Source organism: Pseudomonas gingeri (assembly GCF_013386165.1).
Taxonomy (GTDB): Bacteria; Pseudomonadota; Gammaproteobacteria; order Pseudomonadales; family Pseudomonadaceae; genus Aquipseudomonas; species Aquipseudomonas gingeri_C.
Genome location: NZ_JACAOS010000016.1, coordinates 673,416 through 693,144 on the forward strand (window position 1 = coordinate 673,416; position 19,729 = coordinate 693,144).

Sequence of the window (19,729 nt, forward strand, 5' to 3'; positions counted from 1 at the left end):
GTGTTTCAGGAAGCCTGGACCTTTTTGGCAGCGGTCGCGGGTTCTTCCTGTGTCGCAGGTTGGGCACTGGGCAGGTGGCGGGCAATCATCCCGCGGTACGCTACGGCGCCGAGGCAGGCACCGACAATCGGTGCAAAGATCGGAATCAGGAAGTACGGAATGTCACGGCCACCGGTGAAGGCGATATCACCCCAACCGAACAGGAAGGTCATCAGCTTGGGGCCGAAATCCCGTGCCGGGTTCATCGCAAAGCCGGTCAACGGACCCATCGCGCTGCCGATCACGGCGATCAGCAGGCCGATCAGCAGTGGGGCCAGCGGGCCATTGGGCAGGCCGTTGTTGTCGTCGGTCAGGGACATGATCACGCCCATCAGGATCGCGGTGATCACCACTTCCACCAGGAACGCCTGGGCAGTGCTCAGGGCAGGGTTGGGGTAGGTGGAAAACACCGACGCCAGTTCCAGGCTGGCCTGGGAGCCGCGGATCATATGATGGGTTTGTTCGAAATCGAAGAACAGGTTGCTGTAAAGCGTGTAAACCAACGCGGCGGCACAGAAGGCGCCGGCGACCTGGGCGAAGATGTAGAACGGCAGTTTGCGCTTGTCGAAGTCGGCGAACAGGCACAGCGCAATGCTGACAGCCGGGTTCAGGTGAGCGCCGGAAACGCCGGCGGTCAGGTAGATCGCCATGCTCACGCCCATGCCCCAGATGATGCTGATTTCCCACAGACCAAAGGTGGCGCCCGCGACCTTGAGCGCGGCAACACAACCGGTGCCGAAAAAGATCAGTAGCGCGGTGCCGAGGAATTCGGCGATGCATTGGCCCGAGAGCGATGGTTGTTTCAAAGCGGTACTCATTGGACACCTCGATTTTTGTTGTTGTTAGACGTCCATCCCAATGACGGACGTGGACTTTCACCGATGCTCAGGAATCCCCATCTCTGATTTCGGCTTACCGCTTGCTGCTGAGTGTAGGACTGTAATCTTCAGTTTCGAAAAAATATAGACAAGAAACGCTGATGTCAAAGGTCGAAAATGAACGATAGTCCACTTTTTGGGGAATGACTGCGTGAATGAGGATGATTTGTATGTAGGACGCAGGTGTTTTTTACGCATTTATTGGCTCTGGCGAGCTTAGGAAAAGTGCGAGGCTTGGCCTGTCATAGAGCCTTTTCGTTGCGAATAGCCTAAAATCCACAGCTGTCTTTCGAGCCGCCTGGACCTGCCATGACCCCCGCATTGGACCTGCTGAAAAAAGTTCGTGCCGAACATCGCGTGCACAGTTATGAACACGATCCGAAAGCCGCGTCCTATGGCCTGGAGGCTGCGGAAAAACTCGGATTGGCGCCGGCGCAGGTGTTCAAGACGCTGCTTGCCAGCACGGAAAAGGCCGAATTGCTGGTGGCGGTGGTGCCGGTCGTCGGAAGTCTGGACCTGAAGGCGCTGGCCCAGGCGGCGGGGGTCAAGAAAGTCGAGATGGCGGACCCGGCGGCGGCACAGCGGGCAACCGGGTATCTGCTTGGAGGCATCAGCCCGCTCGGGCAGAAGAAGCGCCTGCGCACCTTTATCGATCAGAGCGCGCAGCCCTTCACGAGTATTTTTGTCAGCGCCGGTCGTCGGGGTCTGGAGGTGGAGTTGGCGCCGGCGGTGCTGGCCGAGCATACCCAGGCGAAGTTCGCCGATATCGGCCGCGCCTGATCCCGCCCACGATCTAGGCGGCGGGTTGGAACAGCACCAGGTGTTCGGCCGCCACCCGAATACCGACCTCTGCTCCCGGCAGGTGATCGACGTGGCTGGGGAAAATCGACTCCAACTGGCTGCCCGTCGGCAGTTGCAGGCGATACAGGGTCGAGGCGCCGAGGAAGGTCTTGCCGACAACGGTCGCCTTCAGCGTGCTGTCCGGAGCATGGACGATATCGTCCGGCCGTAGCAGTACATCCACCGCGCCGCCCAGGGGCCAGCCGTAGGTCCGGTTGCCGCGCAACACACCCAGTTCGGTTTGCACCGACTCGGGACTGCTCAGTTGCCCACGAATGAAGTAGCCCTGGCCGACAAAGCTTGCGACGAAAGGCGTTTGCGGCTGGTGATAAAGGTTGTAGGGCGTATCCCATTGCTCCAGGCGGCCTTCCTTGAATACGCCGACCTGGTCGCTGACGGCAAAGGCTTCTTCCTGGTCGTGGGTCACCAGGATCGCGCTGGTGCCGCGCTGCTTGAGGATATCCCGGACTTCCTGGCTGAGCTTGCGCCGCAACTCGACGTCGAGGTTGGAAAACGGCTCGTCCAGCAACAGCAATTGCGGCTCGGGGGCCAGGGCGCGAGCCAGGGCCACCCGTTGTTGCTGGCCGCCGGAGAGTTCATGGGGATAACGCTTGCCCATGCCCTTGAGATTGACCAGCTCCAGCATCTCTTCGGTGATCCGGGCCTTGCTCGGGTGCAGGCGAATGCCGAAGGCGATGTTGTCGGCGACGCTCAGGTGTGGAAACAGCGCGTAGTCCTGGAACACCATGCCAATCCGGCGCTTCTCCGGCGCGAGGGTGAAACCGGCGCGGGAGATGACTTCGCCGGCCAAGCGGATTTCACCCTCGTGTACCGGTTCGAAACCGGCAATGGCCCGCAGGGTGGTGGTCTTGCCGCACCCGGAGGCGCCGAGCAGGCAGCCAATATCGCCACTATTGAGGTGCAGGTTGAGGTTCTGCACCACCCGTTGCGACTGGTAGCCGCAGGCCAGGTCGTGCAGATTCAACAGCCGCGAATCACTCATGCAGGGCGATACGCCGGCGCGACCAGGAGTTCGAGCAGGGCTTTTTGCGCATGCAGGCGGTTTTCGGCCTGGTCCCAGGCAACTGAACGCGGATCGTCCAGCAGGTCGAGGCTGATTTCCTCACCCCGGTGGGCCGGCAGGCAGTGCAGGAACAGCACGTCGGGAGCGGCCAGGTCGAGCAGTTCGCGGGTGACCTGCAGGGGCGCGAACAGGGCCAGGCGCTTGGCGGTTTCTTCTTCCTGGCCCATGGAGGTCCAGACATCGGTGCTTACCAGGTGCGCGCCGCGTACCGCTTCACGCGGGTCGCGGACCAGCTGGACGCGCTCGCCGGCCTGGGCCAGCAACGCCGGGCTGGGGTCATAACCTTCGGGGCAAGCGACCCGCAACTGGAAGTCGAACTGGATGGCCGCTTCGATATAGCTGTTGCACATGTTGTTGCCGTCGCCGATCCAGGTCACGGTCTTGCCCTGGATCGAGCCGCGATGTTCGAGGAACGTCTGCATGTCCGCGAGCAATTGACACGGATGCAGGTCATCGGACAGGCCGTTGATCACCGGCACGCGGGAGTTGGCGGCGAACTCGGTCAAGGTGCTGTGCTTGAAGGTACGGAGCATGACCGCGTCGAGCATGCTCGACAGGACGATGGCGCTGTCGCCGATCGGCTCGCCGCGGCCCAATTGGGTGTCGCGCGGCGAGAGGAAAATTGCCTGGCCGCCCAGCTGGATCATGCCGGCCTCGAAGGACACGCGGGTGCGCGTCGAGGACTTCTCGAAAATCATGCCGAGAATCCGACCCTTGAGTGGCTCGAAGAGTACGCCGCGGTCACGCAGGTCCTTCAGCTCGATGCCTCGACGAATCACGCTGACCAGCTCTTCGGGCGTGCAATCCATCAGGGAGAGAAAGTGCCTTGCGCTCATCATTAACTACCTTTTTGCAACAGACCGCAGATACTCAAAGCCAAGTTTTACGGAAAAACGGGCGAGACCTGCGGCGTAAGCCGCACGGGGCGACGAAATAAGGGAAGACGCGATCGTATAAGAAAATGTCGCGTGTTACCAATAGGAGGCTTAGTTTCAGGGTTATTGAAGGCTGGAGCCTCGTTGGCCATCAGCTTTTTTTCAACCTGACACGGGCCTGTCTCCAGGCAACAGCCGGTCTTTGTACACTGTGGCCCAAACCCTTGGCAATCAGGCGCGGCGGGCTCAGGTGGGGCTTGGTCGCTTTCTGACTGCCGGGCCGGGGCAATAGGGGGCAAGATGCGGTGTTCGGAAACATTTCCTAAACTAATCTGCTAGGTTGTAAAATGTGTCACCGAGGACACATGGAGGGTTTGGAATGGAATCGAAAGAGCAACAGCTGATGGAACTGCTAAAGCTGACAGCGCAGGCCTTGACTCATATGACCGCTTCCGTGACCTCGATGTCGTTCGAGTTGTTGCGCAGCGAGGATGACGTCACCCGGGCGGCCGGCCGTCGGATGATCGACCGCATGGCGACCATCAGTTCCGGTCTCGATGAGCATTGGCGCCTGATCGGCGAGCTGACCGGGGTCCATATGGGCCAGGAGCAGCTCGAGACGATTCAGGAGATCCAGTTGCAACCCGCCCCCAGGCTGCCCCTGGCCTGACTTCCGGGCCGCCATCGGCAGGCCTGATGCTCCCCGATTCACACGATGAACGTCGCTGGCATGCTGCCCGGCGTGGGGCCATAGTTTTGTTCTCGCAACCGACCCGGGTTGCCCTGAACAAGACAGAGACTGGCCATGACCAAGACTCTTCATCACCGTGCCTGCCACCTGTGTGAGGCCATTTGCGGTCTGACCATCGAAACCACCACCCACGACGACACGGTGCAGATCACCTCGATCAAAGGCGATTCGCTGGACACCTTCAGTCGCGGGCATATCTGTCCCAAGGCGGTGGCGCTGCAGGATATCCAGAACGACCCGGATCGCCTGCGCCAGCCGATGCGGCGCGTGGGCAGCGAATGGCTGCCGATCGAGTGGGATGAGGCCTTTGCCCTGGTGGCCGAGCGTCTGACGACGATCCAGGCCCGCCATGGCCAGAATGCCGTGGCGATCTATCAGGGTAATCCCAGCGTGCACAACTATGGGTTGATGACCCACAGCAATTACTTTCTCGGCCTGTTGAAAACCCGCAACCGTTTCTCCGCGACCTCCGTCGATCAATTGCCCCATCACCTGAGCAGCCACCTGATGTACGGCCACGGCCTGTTGCTGCCGATTCCGGATATCGACCACACCGACTTCATGTTGATCCTGGGGGGCAATCCACTGGCCTCCAATGGCAGCATCATGACCGTGCCGGATGTGGAAAAGCGCCTGAAGGCGATCCAGGCCCGTGGCGGCAAAGTGGTGGTGGTCGATCCGCGGCGCAGCGAGACGGCGGCCATGGCCGACCAGCACCTGTTCGTGCGCCCGGGCGGTGACGCGGCCTTGTTGTTCGGCCTGCTCAACACCTTGTTCAGCGAAGGGCTCACCCGCGACAGTCATCTGCCGGTGGACGGACTCGATGAGGTGCGCCAGGCGGTGGCCGGTTTCAGTGCTGAAGCCATGAGCCCGCTGTGTGCGGTGCCAGCGCTGCAGATTCGCCAACTGGCGCGGGACTTCGCCGCGGCGGACAAGGCGGTCTGTTATGGGCGGATGGGCGTCTCGACCCAGTCATTCGGCACTTTGTGCCATTGGCTGGTGCAATTGATCAACCTGGTGACCGGCAATCTCGATCGGGTTGGCGGGGCCTTGTGCACGGAGCCGGCGGTGGATCTGGTGGCGTCGACCTCCGGCGGCCATTTCAATCGCTGGCAGAGCCGGGTGTCGGGGCTGCCGGAGTATGGCGGTGAGCTGCCGGTGTCGGCCCTGGCCGAGGAAATGCTCAGCGAAGGCGAAGGGCAGGTGCGGGCCCTGGTGACCATCGCCGGCAACCCGGTGCTGTCCACGCCCAATGGCCGGCAACTCGAGCAGGCGCTGGATGGCCTGGAGTTCATGGTCAGTATCGACCTGTATATCAACGAGACCACCCGTTATGCGGACTTGATCCTGCCGTCGACCTCGGCGTTGGAAAACGATCACTACGACACCACGTTCAATATGTTCGCGGTGCGCAATGTCAGTCGTTTCAACAAGGCGATCCTGGCCAAGCCGGTGGGTGCGTTGCACGACTGGGAGATTTTTGTCGGCCTGGCCAAGGCGTTTTCCAGCCTGACCGGCCAGGTGCTCAAGCCGACCATGCCGCCGGCGCAGATGATCGACATGGGCTTGCGCATGGGGCTGTATGGCGATGCTTCGGCGCACCGGTTGTCGCTCAAGACCCTGGAAGACCATCCCCATGGCGTCGATCTCGGCGCGCTCAAGCCCAACCTGGCGCCACGCCTGAAGACGCCGGGGCAACGGGTCCAGGCGGCGCCTGCGGTGATCCTGGCCGATCTCGCACGCTTCGCCGCGCAACAGGCGCCGCCAGAGGGGGAGTTGCTGATGATTGGTCGCCGGCATGTGCGCAGCAATAATTCCTGGATGCACAACTATCATCGTCTGGTGAAGGGCAAGCCGCGCCATCAGTTGCTGATGCATCCCGATGACCTGGCCAGCCGCAGCCTCGAGGATGGCCAGCGGGTCCAGGTCAGTTCGCGGGTCGGGATGATCGAGGTGGAGGTGCTCGCCAGCCTGGAGATGATGCCGGGCGTGGTCAGCCTGCCCCATGGCTGGGGGCATGCACGGCCCGGGGTGAAGATGGGCATTGCCAGCGGCCAGCCGGGTTCCAGCGCCAACGACCTGACCGATGAGCGCTACCTGGACGTGCTCTCGGGCAACGCTGCGTTGAACGGTGTGCCAGTCACGGTCGCGGCCGCCTGACACTACTTTTTGTGGGAGCCGGCAAGCCGGCTCCCACAGGATCTGTTCTGTCAGTGGTGGCCATGATGTCGGGGAGACCGAGCACCACGCTCGGCTTTCCGATACAATGCCTCACCGTGCCGACAACTAGCGTCGGAAAGTTCAGAAGAGGTGCCTTGTGGATATCATCGAAACGATTAAAGAGCAGATTGCCAACAACACCATTCTGCTTTACATGAAAGGCTCGCCGAACGCTCCACAGTGCGGCTTTTCCTCCAAGGCCGCACAGGCCGTGATGGGCTGTGGCGAGAAATTCGCTTACGTGGACATCCTGCAGAACCCGGAAATCCGCGCCAACCTGCCGAAATACGCCAACTGGCCAACGTTCCCACAACTGTGGGTCGGCGGCGAACTGGTCGGCGGTAGCGACATCATGGCGGAAATGTTCGCCAACGGTGAGTTGCAGACCCTGGTCAAGGAAGCAACGGCCAAAGCGGCATCGGCCAAGACCGAAGCCTGAGTCGATTAAAAAAGCCCCGCACGCTGAACAAGCGTGCGGGGCTTTTTAATGGGCGCTGTTTATTCGCCCATTTGCGACTGCAGGTAATTTTCGAGACCCACTTTGTCGATCAGGCCCAGTTGGGTTTCCAGCCAGTCGATATGTTCTTCCTCGGACTCGAGGATATCTTCCAGCAACTCGCGGCTGCCGAAGTCACCGGTAGCTTCACAGTGGGCAATGGCCGCTTTCAGGTCAGCATGGCCGGTGCGTTCGATACGCAGGTCACACTCGAGCATTTCCTTGGTGTGTTCGCCGATGTGCAGCTTGCCCAGGTCCTGCACGTTCGGCAGGCCCTCGAGGAACAGGATGCGCTTGATCAGCTTGTCCGCGTGTTTCATCTCGTCGATGGACTCGTGGTACTCGTGCTTGCCCAGCTTGTTCAGGCCCCAGTCTTCATACATGCGTGCGTGCAGGAAGTATTGGTTGATCGCGACCAGCTCATTGGCAAGGATCTTGTTGAGATGCTGGATGACCGTGATATCGCCTTTCATGGTGGGGACCTGTCCTGTAATAGCTGGTTATAGGGCAGAGTTTGATCCCGGTAACTTCGAGTGTCAAACCTAAGTTATTGAAACTTATATGAAAATTAATCGGAATAAGAATGTTTTTGTTCCGCGTCTAAGTCCTAAGCAATTGAATTACAGGCATAAAAAAACCGGACACAAGGTCCGGTTCTTTGAAAACGGGTTATTTACGCCGCAGAAAATTCTACCGGGTAGGGGATCGCCGCCTGCTGGCTTTGCAGCTCGGTCAGGGTCTCACGGACCACTTGCTTGGCCAGGCATGCACATTTGCCGCATTGACTGGCCACGCCGGTGGCTTGCCGCACTTCGCGGTAGCTGCAGCAGCCATCATAAATCGCTTCGCGGATTTGCCCATCGGTGACGCCGGTGCAGAGGCAGACATACATAAGGTGAGAACCATCGCTGATTAAGGCTCGATTGCGCTGGATCTTAATGTTAACGAGAATGATTGTCAAAGTGCTTTCGGTAAAGCTTTTGTCAGCCTGCGACTTGTCTGACGAATGGTGTCACCGTCGCGGCGTGCGCATTTGTAAAAAGCGTTGGGGACAGTCGAAAAACGCGGTGTATGATGGTCGGTCCTTAGGAAGGTAGGTCACGTCACAGTCCTGTCGTCTGTTTATGGCAGGCTGGGCTGGACCTTGTTCTTCACCGCATCACACCAGGAGATATCCAATGAGCGTACTCGTAGGCAAACAAGCCCCCGACTTCACCGTCCCTGCCGTACTGGGCAATGGCGAAATCGTTGACAGCTTCACCCTGTCCTCGGCCATCAAAGGCAAATACGGCCTGGTGTTCTTCTACCCGCTGGACTTCACCTTCGTCTGCCCGTCCGAGCTGATCGCCCTGGATCACCGCATGGACGATTTCAAGGCACGCAACGTTGAAGTCGTGGCCGTCTCCATCGATTCGCATTTCACCCACAACGCCTGGCGCAACACGGCCATCAATGATGGCGGCATCGGCAAAGTCAAATACACCATGGCTGCCGACATGAAGCACGACATCGCCAAGGCCTACGACGTTGAGTCGGCAGACGGCGTGGCGTTCCGTGGCGCGTTCCTGATCGACGACAAGGGTGTTGTCCGCTCGCAGATCATCAACGACCTGCCGCTGGGCCGTAACATGGAAGAACTGATCCGTCTGGTCGACGCCCTGCAATTCCACGAAGAGCACGGCGAAGTCTGCCCTGCCAACTGGAAAAAAGGCGACAAGGGTATGGACGCTTCGCCAGAAGGCGTTGCCAAGTACCTGACCGAGAACGCCGGCAAGCTGTAAGCGCCAGGCTTCACGCGTCACCCATAAAAAAACCGGTCGTCATGACCGGTTTTTTTATGGGCGGGGATTGCTTCGACGAAGGGATCAGTCGTTGTAGTCTTCCCAGCCGCCCATCTGCTTCCAGCGGTTGACGATGCCGCAGAACAGGTCGGCGGTTTTCTCGGTGTCGTAGCGGGCCGAGTGGGCTTCGCGTCCGTCAAAGTCGATACCGGCAGCCTGGCAGGCCTTGGCCAGCACGGTCTGGCCGTAGGCGAGGCCGGCGAGACTGGCGGTGTCGAAGCTGGAGAACGGATGAAACGGGTTGCGCTTCATGTCCAGCCGCGCCACGGCGGCATTGAGGAAGCCCAGGTCGAAGCTGCTGTTGTGGCCGACCAGGATCGCGCGTTTGCAGCCATTGGCCTTCAGGGCCTTGCGCACGCCGCGGAAAATGTCGGTCAGCGCGGTTTCTTCGCTGACGGCCATGCGCAGCGGGTGATCGAGCTTGATCCCGGTGAACTCCAGGGCCGCGGCTTCGATATTGGCGCCTTCGAACGGCTCGACGCGGAAGAAGTAGGTGTGTTCCGGGAACACAAAGCCTTTTTCGTCCATGCCGATGGTGGTGGCGGCGATTTCCAGCAGGGCGTCGGTGGCGGCGTTGAAACCACCGGTTTCGACATCGATGACAACCGGCAGGTAGCCACGAAAGCGCGCGGCCATCGGGTGCCGGGAGCCGGTACCGCCGCCATTGCCTTCTTGTTCGTCGTCGAAATGCTCTTCACTCACAGGGTTTTCTCCAGCAGGCGCCAGCGCAGTTTTTCACCGGCGCGCAGCGGGATGACTGACAGCTCGCCGAATGGCAGGCTGGTCGGGGCGGTCCATTCTTCACGGACCAGGGTGATCTGTTCGGTGTTCGCCGGCAGGCCGTAGAAACGCGGGCCATGCAGGCTGGCGAAACCTTCGAGTTTGTCCAGCGCGTTGCGCTGTTCGAAGGCTTCGGCATACAACTCGATAGCGGCATAGGCGGTGTAGCAGCCGGCGCAACCGCAGGCCGCTTCCTTGGCGTGCTGGGCGTGGGGCGCCGAGTCGGTGCCGAGGAAAAACTTCGGATTGCCGCTGGTCGCCGCCGTCAGCAGGGCTTCCTGGTGCGTGCCGCGCTTGAGGATCGGCAGGCAATAGAAGTGCGGACGGATACCGCCCACCAGCATGTGGTTGCGGTTATACAGCAGGTGATGGGCGGTGATGGTCGCGCCAACATTGGCCGAGGCCTCGCTGACGAACTGCACCGCATCGGCCGTGGTGATGTGTTCGAACACCACCTTCAGGCTTGGGAAACGTTCGACGACACGGCGCATATGCTCGTCGATGAAGAGTTTCTCGCGGTCGAACACATCGACGTCGCCACGGGTGACTTCACCGTGGATCAACAGCGGCATGCCGACTTCGGCCATGACTTCCAGGACCGGGAAAATCGTGTCGACGCTGGTCACGCCGGAGTCCGAGTTGGTGGTCGCGCCGGCCGGATAGAGCTTGGCGGCGTGCACGAAACCGCTGGCCTTGGCCGCGCGGATGTCCTCGGGCTGGGTCCGGTCGGTGAGGTAGAGCACCATCAACGGTTCGAAGTGGCTACCGGCCGGACGCGCAGCGAGAATGCGCTGGCGATAGGCGTCGGCTTCCACGGCGTTGCGCACCGGTGGCAGCAGATTCGGCATGATGATGGCGCGACCGAAGGTGCGCGCAACATCCGCTACAGTGTGGGGTAACGCAGCACCATCGCGAAGATGAATATGCCAGTCGTCGGGACGCAGCAGGGTCAGGCGGTCGGACATTGGGGATTCCAGGCGGGTCGAACTGAAGGGAATGCTACCGGAAAAGACGGCCTCAGGCACTCGCTATCAAGTTTTGCCACGGTCAACCGATACCACAGAGGTAGGGTGTGGAATCAGCATGCCTGTCTTGACGATGTAGACATTCAGTGGAGCCTCCCGTGCGCCAGCGTTATTTAGCCTTGCTCAGTATGTTCGCCAGCCTGCCCGCCATGGCCATGACTTTCCAGACCCGTCTGGAGAGCATCGAGTGGAAGGTGGAAGGGGACAAGTTCGAGTGCCGGCTGAGCCAGCCGATCACCGACTTTGGTTCTGGTGAGTTCGTGCGTCGGGCCGGCGAGCAGGTGACCTTTCGCCTGAAATCCTACAACCATGTACTCGGTGGCGGTTCGGCGACGCTGCTGGCGGCCGCAGCGCCCTGGCAGCCGGGGCGTGGCGACATCAACCTCGGCTCGGTGCAGATCGGCAACGGCGATGTGCTGTTCAACAGCTCCCAGGGTCAGGCCGGACGCTTGGTCAGCGGCTTGCTGGAAGGTCGCAGCCCGCTGCTGCGCCACTACTCGCGAGACGGTGGCGTGTCGGAAGTCCGCCTGCTGCCGGTGAAGTTCAGCAAGGCCTACAGCGACTACCAGGCCTGCACCGCGAAACTGCTGCCGAAGAATTTCGAGCAAGTGAAACAGGCGCAGATCGGCTTCCCGGGTACTGGCGTCGATCTCGATGCCGAGGGCAAGGCCGAGCTGCAGGTAATGCTCGACTTCATCAAGGCCGATCCGACCGTCAACCATATCGAACTCGACGGGCACTCCGACAACGCCGGCAATCGCCTGGCCAACCGCGACCTGTCGCGCCGTCGGGCCCTGGCGGTGATGGAATTCTTCAAGGCCAACGGCATCCCCGAATCGGAAATCGTCATGCGTTTCCACGGTGAACGTTATCCGCTGGTGCCGAACAACAGTGCGGCCAACCGAGCGAAGAATCGTCGGGTCAATATCCATCTGGAGCGTGTCCCGGTCGCCGAGAAGGCCGCGCCCGCGCCGGTTCCTGCTCCTGCTCCTGCGCCTACCGCCAGTGCGGGGAGCGCCGCGAAGACCTCCTGAAGCGGCTGTTTTCGTCGCCGCCTCGACATTATCTGTCGCTTTGCCGTCCTAAGCTGTCGCGCCTCTGTAAATCCACCGGTTTGAGCGGTAGAATCGGCACCTTTCCGTAAAACCCCGTGGAGTGATGGCATGGCCGACGTAAACAAGGTCGTTCTGGCGTATTCCGGCGGCCTGGACACTTCGGTGATCCTCAAGTGGCTGCAGGATACTTATAACTGTGAAGTGGTGACGTTCACCGCTGACCTGGGTCAGGGCGAAGAGGTCGAACCTGCACGTGCCAAGGCGCAAGCCATGGGCGTGAAAGAGATCTATATCGATGACCTGCGCGAAGAGTTCGTGCGCGATTTCGTGTTCCCGATGTTCCGCGCCAATACCGTCTACGAAGGCGAGTACCTGCTGGGTACTTCCATCGCTCGTCCGCTGATCGCCAAGCGCCTGATCGAAATCGCCAACGAAACCGGCGCCGACGCCATTTCCCACGGCGCCACCGGCAAAGGTAACGACCAGGTTCGTTTCGAACTGGGTGCCTATGCCCTCAAGCCAGGCGTCAAAGTGATTGCCCCTTGGCGTGAATGGGACCTGCTGTCCCGTGAAAAGCTGATGGACTACGCTGAAAAGCACAACATTCCAATCGAACGCCACGGCAAGAAGAAGTCCCCGTACTCGATGGACGCCAACCTGCTGCACATCTCCTATGAAGGCGGCGTGCTGGAAGACACCTGGACCGAGCACGAAGAAGACATGTGGCGTTGGACCGTCTCCCCGGAGAACGCGCCTGACAAGCCGCAATACCTGGAGCTGACCTACCGCAACGGCGATATCGTCGCGCTGGACGGTGTCGAAATGACCCCGGCCACCGTGCTGGCGACCCTGAACCGTATTGGTGGCGAACACGGTATCGGCCGTCTGGACATCGTCGAGAACCGTTACGTGGGCATGAAGTCCCGCGGCTGCTACGAAACCCCAGGCGGCACCATCATGCTGCGCGCGCACCGGGCCATCGAGTCGATCACCCTGGACCGCGAAGTGGCTCACCTGAAAGACGAGCTGATGCCCAAGTACGCCAGCCTGATCTACACCGGCTACTGGTGGAGCCCTGAGCGTCTGATGTTGCAGCAGATGATCGATGCTTCCCAGGCTCACGTGAACGGTGTGGTTCGCCTGAAGCTGTACAAGGGCAACGTGATCGTCACCGGTCGCAAGTCCGACGAGTCGCTGTTCGATGCCAACATTGCCACCTTCGAAGAAGACGGCGGTGCTTACAACCAGGCCGACGCGGCCGGCTTTATCAAGCTCAATGCACTGCGCATGCGCATTGCTGCGAACAAAGGCCGCCGCTTGTTCTGATCGGCTGTTGTTCTGAAAAGCCCTGGCCTGTTGGCCGGGGCTTTTTTTTGCCGCCGGGACGGCGTTATTCGTCCCGGTTATCGGTGCGGTGATTGAGTTCGAAGCGGTAGTTTTTACCGAGTTCGCAGACCTGGCGCACGGTCAGGTCGAGCTTTTGCGCAATTTCGATGGCGGTATAACCAAGCGCGCAATAGTGCATGGCATGTCCGGCAATGGCGTCTTGCGCGAATTCCGCGGTTGCCGAGTGCGACGTCCGGTATTTTCGCGTGAGGTGCAGCGAGCGGCTTTGGGTGATCTTCAGACCATTTTCCCGCGCCATGCGCTTGATCTCGTTCTTGTTCATCTTGAGCGAGTACTGCAGTGCGCAGATGCCCGCGCCTTTGGTAATCAACTCGCGCAGCAGTTCGGTCTTGCGTGTTCTTTCCTGTTCCTCTTCCTCCGGCAGCGGGGAGTGATCGCCAGTCTCCGCCGGGGCTTGCTCGCAGACTGGGCCTTGCACCCGATCAATGGTGCCGCCGCGTCTGAGGAAGTCATCAATGGCCAGATCCAGGTCAAGATCCAGGGGTTTGTTTGGGCTGAGATACTTTTTGCATGTGTGGTCGTTCATTATATATGGCCTGCTCGTCCGAGTCGTGGGATAGACCTTTGCTAATGTCATTCGATGTTAGGAGTTGAATAAACGATTGGGTGGTGTTCGAAGGTCTTGCAGTGAGTCAGCAAATATCGAGTTTGCAGCCCGCCAGGAAAGGATCAAGTCAGAAGGGTTTACTTTTGGGCTGTGTTTGTCGCATTGAAGGTAAGCGTTCTTGGCGGGGCGTAGTCCGTTTCCTGTTCTTTTTATCGGGCATGGATGGGGCGTTATAAATGTGCGGCGATGCTGCGATTGATATTGACGGTCAGTGTGTCTGGAAGTTGAGCGACTCAAGGCGGAATGTGTATTTTTCGGTGGCTGATGCGTGCAAGTTGTCCGGTATTTCCGGCGGCCCGGCATGAGGATAAACATGTTTTTTATAATGCGGTCTTTACTTATGTGTATGGCGGGCGGCTTCATGGCTGTTTTTTTCGAACGCTTCCCGTGAAGCCATCGGCCGTGAGCTGCGACGGTTGGGCGCAGGCGGCCAGGGGGAGGATTGCCGGGAAGGGGGCTCATTATTTCTTGTTGCAGAAATCCATTAGACAGGCCATCACCTGGCGTTCTAATGTTTGAACCCGGCAAAGCGAAATACCACGCTGTCGTTCTGCTGGAGGCCCGCATGAAACTCCCCGGGAACGGGGTGTTTATCATGGGTTGTATGGCCTTCGGGCGGTCGATTGTCCTTTAAAGAGTTGCACTTTTTATAAGGGTGCTTTTTTTGTAGGGCAAATCTCTGTTGTTTGTAAGGAATGTCTTTGGCTGGTACTGCCCGGTGGAGGCGCTATGCCCAGGAGGGTATGACTAGGCTATTGTGCTGACTCTGAAAATTCGAACAGCGAAAATTGGACTTGCCCATGAATAAAGTGCTGATCGTGGATGATCATCCCGTCATTCGTCTTGCTGTACGTATGCTGATGGAGCGTCATGGCTACGAAGTCATTGCGGAGACGGATAACGGTGTAGATGCTTTACAGTTGGCGCGGGAACATGCGCCGGACATTGTTATACTCGATATCGGGATCCCCAAGCTGGACGGGCTGGAAGTCATTGCCCGTTTAACGTCTATGGGACTTTCTTTCAAAGTTCTGGTGTTGACCTCGCAGGCCCCCGGGCATTTCTCCATGCGCTGCATGCAGGCGGGTGCTGCCGGTTATGTGTGCAAGCAGCAGGACCTGACTGAAATGCTCAGTGCCATCAAGGCGGTGTTGTCCGGCTACAGCTATTTCCCCAACCAGGCGTTGCACACGGTGCGCTCCAGCTTGGGGAATGCCAGCGAGGCCGATATGGTCAATCGACTCTCTGGCCGGGAAATGATGGTGTTGCAGCAATTGGCGAGAGGGAAGAGCAACAAGGAAATTGCCGACGGCATGTTTTTGAGCAACAAGACCGTCAGTACCTACAAGACGCGTTTGCTGCTCAAGCTCAATGCTCGCTCGCTGGTTGACCTGATCGAGCTGGCGCAGCGCAACGGCCTGGTCTGATCACTGCGTTTGGCAGCAGGCGCCTGGCAACGGACGGAAGGGGGAGGCAGCAGGGAGGACGAGGATAACCCCTGGTATTCAGCCGGCAGGAGAGGCCCGCCGGTGTTGCATCGATGATGCTTCGCGTGACAACGACACCTCTACAAACCGAAAAGCCTCCGCAAAGGAGGCTTTTGAGTGGGCGCGTGTTAATTACAGGTCAAAATCATAATCCGCCAATTGCTTTTGCAGGCGACGCTCTTCCAGCAGGTTATCGATGGTACGGCGCTTGCTGAGGTTGGTTTTTGCGACCTCCACTACGGGTTCGCTGTCCTCTGTGTCGGCAGCGATGAAGTCGTCTTCTACGTCCAATTGCTCTTTGTCGGTGCTCATAAACATAACTCCGGGCTAAGACTGCCGTTGGCGCCCCTTATATCGATAAATGCCGGCCCGGTAAAAAAGATTTTTTCAATCGCCTTATCAATAAAAGCAATAGCGGCTCAATCGTCCGAGGTCTTGTCCTTGTAATCGCACAGATCTTCGATCCGGCAGCTGCCACAGCGGGGTTTGCGCGCCTGGCAAACGTAGCGTCCGTGGAGGATCAGCCAGTGGTGGGCGTCGAGCAGGTAAGGCTTGGGCACGAACTTCATCAATTGCTTCTCGACCGCCACCACATCCTTGCCTGGCGCCAGGCCGGTGCGGTTGCTGACCCGGAAAATATGCGTGTCGACGGCCATGGTCAGTTGTCGAAACGCGGTGTTCAGCACCACATTGGCGGTCTTGCGGCCGACACCGGGCAGGGCTTCCAGGGCTTCGCGGGTTTGCGGCACCTCGCCGCCGTGGTTTTCCACCAGCAGGCGGCAGGTTTCGATCACATTCTTGGCCTTGCTGTTGAACAGGCCGATGGTCTTGATATACGCCGACAACCCTTCGACCCCCAGGGCGTGGATGGCTTGCGGGGTATTGGCCACGGGATAGAGTTTGGCGGTCGCCTTGTTCACGCTGACGTCGGTGGCCTGGGCGGAGAGAATCACCGCGATCAACAGCTCAAAGGGCGTCGAATAGGCCAGCTCGGTCTTGGGGTCCGGATTGTCTTCGTGGAATCTGCGAAAGATCTCCAGGCGTTTGGCGGCATTCATGGGGCGGTGGATTCCTTTGAAATTGAGGTTGAGCCCGGTTTGGCTGACCGGCGCTGGCTCCAGGCCTGTCTGGTGGCCCGCTTGTGCGTTCGTCCGGCGTTTCAAGGGGCCGCAGGGGGCGTATCCAGACTGCGCAGGGTCTGTTCCGCCGCTTCGTATTGCTGTTGCAGCAGTACCAGTTGCGCCGCCTGTTCGGCGATCGGCGGATGGCCGAAGGCTTTCAGCGATTTATTCAACTGCGCCCGGCTCATGGCCAGGTCGATCTTGGCTTTTTTCAGCGCCGCGTCGGCGGCTGCGGCTTTCTGCGCCTTGACCCGCGCGATGGCGTCCTGCATCGGGTTGCTCGCGACAGGCTCGAGCTCGGGCTTGGGCTGCGCGGCACGTTGCGTGCGGGCCAGGCGTTCGGCCTGCCTGCGCTGTTCTTCGGCGTGCAGTCGGGCATTACGGTTTTCGAAGCGCCGGCGTGCATGATTGCGTTTCTCCGTGCGTGCCCGTCGCTCTTCGGCACTGCTGGCCAGGCCGCCAACGACGGGCACTATCTGGGCGATGGGCAGCGGGTGCATCTCGATGCAATCCACCGGGCACGGCGCGACGCACAGGTCACAACCGGTGCACTCGTCGACGATCACGCTGTGCATCCACTTGGCCGCACCGACAATCGCATCCACCGGGCAGGCCTGGATGCACTTGGTGCAGCCGATGCACTCGGCTTCGCGGATAAACGCGACTTGGGCGGGTGCGCTGCCGCGTTCGGGGTCCAGCAGCAAAACTGGCACGTGCAGCAGTTCGGCCAGGGCGGCAATGGTTTCGCCACCACCCGGCGGGCACTTGTTGATCGCTTCGCCCTGGGCGATGCCTTCGGCGTAGGGTTTGCAACCCGGGTGCCCGCATTTGCCGCATTGGGTTTGCGGCAGCAGGGCATCGATACGTTGAATCAGGCTCATGGTTTGACCAATGCAGTGAAGCCGAGGAAGGCCACGCCCATCAGGCTGGCCCCGATCAGCTCGATCGGCAGGCCGCGAAAGCGACGCTCTGCGAGTGTTCGTATGCGCCATAGCGAATGACGCTGATTATCCGGCAAGGAGGGACTGCGTACCCGTTTTGCAACATCGCGGGCCATGATTACCCATGGCCCGCGAGCAGGGGCGGGGGCTTACTTGATCCGCTGGCCGGGCTTGGCGCCGGTGTCCGGGCTCAGCAGGTAGATGTCCTCACCGCCGGGGCCCGCCGCCATCACCATGCCCTCGGAGATGCCGAAGCGCATTTTCCGTGGCTTGAGGTTGGCGATCATCATGGTCAGGCGACCTTCCAGTTCTGCCGGGTTCGGGTAGGCGCTCTTGATCCCGGAGAACACGTTGCGTTGCTCGTCACCGATATCCAGGGTCAGGCGCAGCAGCTTGTCCGCGCCCTCGACGGCTTCGGCCTTGAGAATCAAGGCGACGCGCAGGTCGACGGCGGCAAAGGCGTCGAAGTCGATCTCCGCCGACAGCGGGTCCTTGGTCAGTTCGCCGTTGCCTTGTGGGGCAGCGCTGTCGGTGTCGGTCTGGCTGGCGGCGAGGTCTTCCTTCGATGCGTCGGTCATGGCTTGTACTTTTACCGGGTCGATGCGGGTCATCAGCGGCTTGAACTCGTTCAACTGATGGTTGGCGAGCAAGGTGGCGTGATCGTTCCAGGTCAGCGGCGCGACATTGAGGAACGCCTCGGCATCGGCGGCCAGCAGCGGCAGCACCGGCTTGAGGAAGATGATCAACTGGCGGAACAGGTTGATGCCCACGGCGCAGACGGCCTGGACTTCATCCTGCTTGCCTTCCTGCTTGGCCAGGGACCACGGCGCCTTGTCGGCGATCCAGGCGTTGGCGCGGTCGGCCAGCCCCATGATTTCGCGCATGGCCCGGGCAAAATCCCGTGCCTCATAGGCCTCGGCGATGCTTGGGGTGGCGGCCAGGAAGGCGTCGGTCAGTTCCGGTGCGGCATTGCCGGCCACCAGCACGCCCGCGTTGCCCTTGTGGATAAACCCGGCGCAACGGCTGGCGATGTTGACCACCTTGCCCACCAGGTCCGAGTTGACCTTCTGCACGAAGTCTTCCAGGTTCAGGTCGAGGTCGTCGACGCCTTTGCCCAGCTTGGCCGCGTAGTAGTAACGCAGGTATTCCGGGGACAGGTGGTCCAGGTAGGTGCGAGCCTTGATAAAGGTGCCACGGGACTTGGACATTTTCTGGCCGTTGACGGTCAGGTAGCCGTGCACGTTGATCCCGGTTGGCTTGCGGTAGCCCGCGCCTTCGAGCATCGCCGGCCAGAACAGGGCGTGGAAGTTGACGATGTCCTTGCCGATGAAGTGGTACAGCTCGGCGCTGGAGTCCTTGCCCCAGAACGCGTCGAAGTCCAGATCCGGACGGCGCGCGCAGAGGTTCTTGAAGCTGGCCATGTAGCCGATCGGCGCGTCCAGCCAGACGTAGAAATACTTGCCCGGCTCATCCGGGATCTCGAAGCCGAAGTACGGCGCATCGCGGGAAATGTCCCACTGTTGCAGGCCGGCATCCAGCCATTCGGCGATCTTGTTCGCCACGGCGTCCTGCAGGGTGCCGCTGCGGGTCCAGGTTTGCAGCATGGCCTGGAAGTCCGGCAGCTTGAAGAAGAAATGCTGGGAATCCTTGAGCACCGGGGTCGCCCCGGAAATCGCCGATTTCGGGTCTTTCAGGTCGGTCGGTGCGTAGGTGGCGCCGCATTTCTCGCAGTTGTCGCCGTACTGGTCTTCGGTGCCGCATTTCGGGCAGGTGCCCTTGATGAAGCGGTCGGCCAGGAACATCTGCTTTTCCGGGTCGAAATACTGGGTGATCGAACGCGTGGCGATATGCCCGGCGTCGCGCAGGCGCAGGTAGATCTGATTCGACAGCTCGCGGTTTTCTTCGGCGTGGGTCGAATGGAAGTTGTCGAACTCCACCAGGAAGTCGGCGAAGTCGCCGCTGTGCTCGACCTGGACGTTGGCGATCAGTTGTTCCGGGGTGATGCCTTCTTTCTCGGCGCGCAACATGATGGCCGAGCCGTGGGCGTCGTCAGCGCAGACATAGATGCATTGGTTGCCGCGGTGCTTCTGGAAGCGCACCCACATGTCCGTCTGGACATACTCGACCATGTGGCCAAGGTGAATGGAACCATTGGCATAGGGCAGGGCGCTGGTGACGAGGATCTGGCGTGGCTCGGACATGGGGCTCGGCTACTTTTGAAGTGAAACGGAGATCGGCCACTATAAAGCCCCAGCGCACATAATTCACCCCTTGTGGCAAGC

General features: G+C 60.1%; 20 protein-coding genes and 1 pseudogene. 8 read left to right on the top strand and 13 right to left on the bottom strand.

Going from position 1 to position 19,729, the window contains the following annotated elements:
- Positions 1–5 precede the first annotated feature (5 nt).
- Positions 6–857 carry an MIP/aquaporin family protein gene (locus HX866_RS19375; protein ID WP_177096622.1) on the bottom strand — a complete coding sequence of 284 codons (852 nt, stop codon included), beginning with the start codon at positions 855–857 and terminating at the stop codon, positions 6–8.
- Between the two features lie 369 nt (positions 858–1,226).
- On the opposite strand from HX866_RS19375, the gene ybaK reads away from it, so the two are divergent.
- Positions 1,227–1,697, top strand: coding sequence for a Cys-tRNA(Pro) deacylase (gene ybaK / locus HX866_RS19380; protein WP_177140254.1), 471 nt, complete (start codon positions 1,227–1,229; stop codon positions 1,695–1,697).
- Positions 1,698–1,710: 13 nt separating this feature from the next.
- Here the strand turns inward: ybaK and HX866_RS19385 are convergent, their stop codons facing one another.
- Both HX866_RS19385 and argF read right to left on the bottom strand, forming a co-directional pair.
- Positions 1,711–2,760, bottom strand: a complete 1,050-nt coding sequence (locus tag HX866_RS19385) for an ABC transporter ATP-binding protein (protein ID WP_177140255.1) — start codon at positions 2,758–2,760, stop codon at positions 1,711–1,713.
- On the bottom strand, positions 2,757–3,677 hold the full coding sequence (argF, locus tag HX866_RS19390; protein WP_177096625.1) for an ornithine carbamoyltransferase: 921 nt from the start codon (positions 3,675–3,677) through the stop codon (positions 2,757–2,759). Before argF ends, HX866_RS19385 begins: the two co-directional genes overlap by 4 nt.
- A gap of 418 nt (positions 3,678–4,095) precedes the next feature.
- Between argF and HX866_RS19395 the strand changes: the two genes are divergently transcribed.
- The 3 genes from HX866_RS19395 (at position 4,096) to grxD (ending at position 7,126) form a co-directional block, all read left to right on the top strand.
- Positions 4,096–4,386 carry a hypothetical protein gene (locus tag HX866_RS19395; RefSeq protein ID WP_177096626.1) on the top strand — a complete coding sequence of 97 codons (291 nt, stop codon included), beginning with the start codon at positions 4,096–4,098 and terminating at the stop codon, positions 4,384–4,386.
- Positions 4,387–4,521: 135 nt separating this feature from the next.
- Positions 4,522–6,627 (top strand): molybdopterin oxidoreductase family protein, encoded by a 2,106-nt coding sequence (locus HX866_RS19400; RefSeq protein ID WP_177140256.1) that lies wholly within the window; start codon positions 4,522–4,524, stop codon positions 6,625–6,627.
- A 157-nt stretch (positions 6,628–6,784) separates the two neighbouring features.
- Positions 6,785–7,126 carry a Grx4 family monothiol glutaredoxin gene (gene grxD / locus HX866_RS19405; RefSeq protein WP_177096628.1) on the top strand — a complete coding sequence of 114 codons (342 nt, stop codon included), beginning with the start codon at positions 6,785–6,787 and terminating at the stop codon, positions 7,124–7,126.
- 59 nt (positions 7,127–7,185) lie between these two features.
- On the opposite strand, the gene bfr is transcribed toward grxD, so the two are convergent.
- Both bfr and HX866_RS19415 read right to left on the bottom strand, forming a co-directional pair.
- On the bottom strand, positions 7,186–7,656 hold the full coding sequence (bfr, locus tag HX866_RS19410; RefSeq protein ID WP_100944487.1) for a bacterioferritin: 471 nt from the start codon (positions 7,654–7,656) through the stop codon (positions 7,186–7,188).
- A gap of 200 nt (positions 7,657–7,856) precedes the next feature.
- Positions 7,857–8,075, bottom strand: a complete 219-nt coding sequence (locus HX866_RS19415; protein ID WP_100944486.1) for a bacterioferritin-associated ferredoxin — start codon at positions 8,073–8,075, stop codon at positions 7,857–7,859.
- Positions 8,076–8,361: 286 nt separating this feature from the next.
- Here HX866_RS19415 and HX866_RS19420 point away from each other — a divergent pair, with 286 nt between their 5' ends.
- Positions 8,362–8,964: a peroxiredoxin gene (locus tag HX866_RS19420; RefSeq protein ID WP_177057761.1), complete on the top strand. Its 603-nt coding sequence runs from the start codon at positions 8,362–8,364 to the stop codon at positions 8,962–8,964.
- An 84-nt stretch (positions 8,965–9,048) separates the two neighbouring features.
- Here the strand turns inward: HX866_RS19420 and rnt are convergent, their stop codons facing one another.
- Together rnt and pyrC are read right to left on the bottom strand one after the other, a co-directional pair.
- Positions 9,049–9,726 (bottom strand): ribonuclease T, encoded by a 678-nt coding sequence (rnt, locus tag HX866_RS19425; protein ID WP_177096629.1) that lies wholly within the window; start codon positions 9,724–9,726, stop codon positions 9,049–9,051.
- Entirely contained in the window at positions 9,723–10,769 is a 1,047-nt protein-coding gene (pyrC, locus tag HX866_RS19430; protein WP_177096630.1) for a dihydroorotase, read from the bottom strand. The genes rnt and pyrC overlap by 4 nt, the downstream gene beginning before the upstream one ends.
- A gap of 158 nt (positions 10,770–10,927) precedes the next feature.
- Here pyrC and HX866_RS19435 point away from each other — a divergent pair, with 158 nt between their 5' ends.
- Together HX866_RS19435 and HX866_RS19440 are read left to right on the top strand one after the other, a co-directional pair.
- Positions 10,928–11,863 (top strand): flagellar protein MotY, encoded by a 936-nt coding sequence (locus tag HX866_RS19435; RefSeq protein WP_177140257.1) that lies wholly within the window; start codon positions 10,928–10,930, stop codon positions 11,861–11,863.
- Between the two features lie 129 nt (positions 11,864–11,992).
- Positions 11,993–13,210 (top strand): argininosuccinate synthase, encoded by a 1,218-nt coding sequence (locus HX866_RS19440; RefSeq protein ID WP_100944481.1) that lies wholly within the window; start codon positions 11,993–11,995, stop codon positions 13,208–13,210.
- 64 nt (positions 13,211–13,274) lie between these two features.
- Here the strand turns inward: HX866_RS19440 and HX866_RS19445 are convergent, their stop codons facing one another.
- Positions 13,275–13,817, bottom strand: a complete 543-nt coding sequence (locus tag HX866_RS19445; protein ID WP_177096633.1) for a hypothetical protein — start codon at positions 13,815–13,817, stop codon at positions 13,275–13,277.
- A gap of 881 nt (positions 13,818–14,698) precedes the next feature.
- Here HX866_RS19445 and HX866_RS19450 point away from each other — a divergent pair.
- On the top strand, positions 14,699–15,325 hold the full coding sequence (locus tag HX866_RS19450; protein WP_040070340.1) for a response regulator transcription factor: 627 nt from the start codon (positions 14,699–14,701) through the stop codon (positions 15,323–15,325).
- A 192-nt stretch (positions 15,326–15,517) separates the two neighbouring features.
- Here the strand turns inward: HX866_RS19450 and HX866_RS19455 are convergent, their stop codons facing one another.
- The 5 genes and pseudogenes from HX866_RS19455 to metG form a co-directional block, all read right to left on the bottom strand.
- Positions 15,518–15,697, bottom strand: a complete 180-nt coding sequence (locus HX866_RS19455) for a PA3496 family putative envelope integrity protein (protein WP_177096635.1) — start codon at positions 15,695–15,697, stop codon at positions 15,518–15,520.
- A gap of 107 nt (positions 15,698–15,804) precedes the next feature.
- On the bottom strand, positions 15,805–16,443 hold the full coding sequence (gene nth, locus HX866_RS19460; protein WP_177096637.1) for an endonuclease III: 639 nt from the start codon (positions 16,441–16,443) through the stop codon (positions 15,805–15,807).
- Positions 16,444–16,556: 113 nt separating this feature from the next.
- Positions 16,557–17,387 (bottom strand): annotated as a pseudogene (gene rsxB, locus HX866_RS19465) (electron transport complex subunit RsxB); the annotation flags it as partial.
- A complete protein-coding gene (locus tag HX866_RS34400) occupies positions 17,384–17,563 on the bottom strand; it encodes a hypothetical protein (protein ID WP_256261420.1) in 180 nt (59 codons plus the stop codon). The pseudogene rsxB and the gene HX866_RS34400, both read right to left, overlap by 4 nt.
- Positions 17,564–17,596: 33 nt before the next feature.
- Positions 17,597–19,648 (bottom strand): methionine--tRNA ligase, encoded by a 2,052-nt coding sequence (gene metG / locus HX866_RS19475; RefSeq protein ID WP_177140258.1) that lies wholly within the window; start codon positions 19,646–19,648, stop codon positions 17,597–17,599.
- Positions 19,649–19,729: the final 81 nt, after the last annotated feature.